1 protein-coding gene is annotated in these 2030 nt (G+C 45.0%); it reads right to left on the bottom strand.

From position 1 onward, the window contains the following. Positions 1 to 858: 858 nt before the first annotated feature. Positions 859 to 2030: asparagine synthase-related protein (locus tag AUR66_RS21345; RefSeq protein ID WP_197409801.1), on the bottom strand; the 1172-nt coding region annotated here is incomplete at its 5' end.

Raw genomic sequence — 2030 nt, 5'->3', positions numbered from 1 at the left:
GTCGTTTTTCTCCTGCACTGGTCCGATTGATGGGTTAGAGTGCTTTTCCACGTGGCAGAAACACTATGTGAATTCCTATGTGATAGACCTTTTTCCTGGCCGCAACAAGACCGAGTGCATCTCGAATCTACCAAAAGCAGTAATTTTAGCAGTCAAGAGAGACACTCACGTCACTACGTGGGCGAGCGAATCATTCGATGCATTCACCCAGCGTATTCGTAAAGTGAATCGGACGATTGGTGAGGGAACGTACCACATCTGGGCGCAGAACGCGACGTCGCACGTCTTAGAGGAGTGAAGCTCTAGTCATCGAAATGAAATGAAATGAACGACCCCTTAGAAGACGAGACAGACGAAGGTGAAGACGAACCGAGCGTAAATACACTCTCTCGAACAAAATCGACACGAAAGCGAGCCTCTATTATCATGTTGTACGCGACGAGATGCCGGATTGGACGTTCTTTAGAGACACGAAGCAAGAATTCGGTTTGGGACCCTGTGAGCTCCGTCATGGCACAGATGCCAGTCGGCAATGGCACTTGCTGATGCTGGCCCAAGCCTCCTGAAACTCGGGATTGCAGATCGCGCTATGGGAACGGAGATCTCATGAACAAGCTCGCTTCGAAACAACGTCAAGTGTTCCTTCCGTGACAGCGTTCAGAATCTTTTGTCGTTCTCACTCAGTAGTGAACACCAGAACATCGACTAGCTGATGTAGGAAATTGAGGTACTGCTTGTCTAATGTGCGAAGGCAAGTAACTAGACGATTCCGAAGCGAACATTAGGATTGATATCGGAATAGTTCGTCAATTGGCTCTTAGAAACGAACCAATTCTAATAGACATAATATCCATGAATTCACTTTCCAAATCGTTCATTGGTGCAATCTGATAGCAATTTTAAAGTATATATTTGCATGGCAGACGTTAACCCCGGCATTTGTTGGTGTGTAATCACATCTCGTACTTCTCTTTCAATGGATCTTGGAATTGTGGTTGTGGCAGTCTGTGAATTATCTTTCACCATTTTCAAGATTATTTGTTTAATCAGGGGGTGGGCGTCAAGAACTTCGTATATTTGTCTCTTGGCTTTAAATTGGAAGGATTTTGGAGGCGCATTGAACATCGCATCGGGGACGCTAAGTACATTGTTTGACATTTTTTCAAGTATGTTAACGTATAGACTTCCGCTTTTTTTCTCTTTGGGTGGTATCGCCATTGCGTTGCGGAAAAGTTTCGGAGCATAGAATGGCGTATCTGTCCATATTAGGTTCCGGTAGCGCTCTTCGCCGTGATTCAACCAATTGAATCCTCGCTCTCGTATAAGAAAATGAACATACTTCTGTGTGAATGATTCTTCAGGGTATTCATCTAACCGTTCCTTCACTGATGACACCAATTCTTCCCGTGAAACGTCTGTAATTTGTTCCACAATCTGACTATCTAACCTAGAATTTTCTGACACAGCCCACCGTGCTAGTTCCGAGAGACTGTCAAAAGAACGTGAGGGTGTGAGATCTGGGAATATCTTATCCCCACCATTGCCCGTAAGCAGGAACGGTGAATTATACTCTTCTGCAACTCTCTCAGCATATTCTATAAGAGGTGCCATCTCAAGTGAATTCATCCCAAACTCCATCTGCAAAAGTTGTTGACGGTAGTTCGCCCCCCCGCTCACATCGAAAGGTTTCCATGCTATATCAAGCTTTTCCGAAATTTGTTTTGCTAATTCTGCATCTCGAACTGAAGCTCCTTCTCCAGTGACAAAACTGACTGCCTGCGCGTCTGGATCAATCTCGGCAATACCTGCAGCAACACCACGTGAATCCATTCCCCCACTTAGCGAAATGAGTGTGTCAAACTCATCACTACACCGGTTTTTACACCCTTGCATGAAGAAGGTGTGGAGATCTGAGACCGTTGGTGTCTCTAATTGTTGATACCTCTCGAAATTGTGAGTGAAAATATCTTCAATATCAATGCCATCTTTTGAAAGGGTAGCAAGGCTACCAGGTGGAAGACGAGATACGG

Origin of the sequence: Haloferax profundi (assembly GCF_001469865.1) — an archaeon.
In the GTDB taxonomy this organism is placed as follows: Archaea; Halobacteriota; Halobacteria; order Halobacteriales; family Haloferacaceae; genus Haloferax; species Haloferax profundi.
The sequence above is the reverse complement of the archived record's forward strand: the minus strand, read 5'-3'. Positions and strand labels throughout refer to the sequence as shown.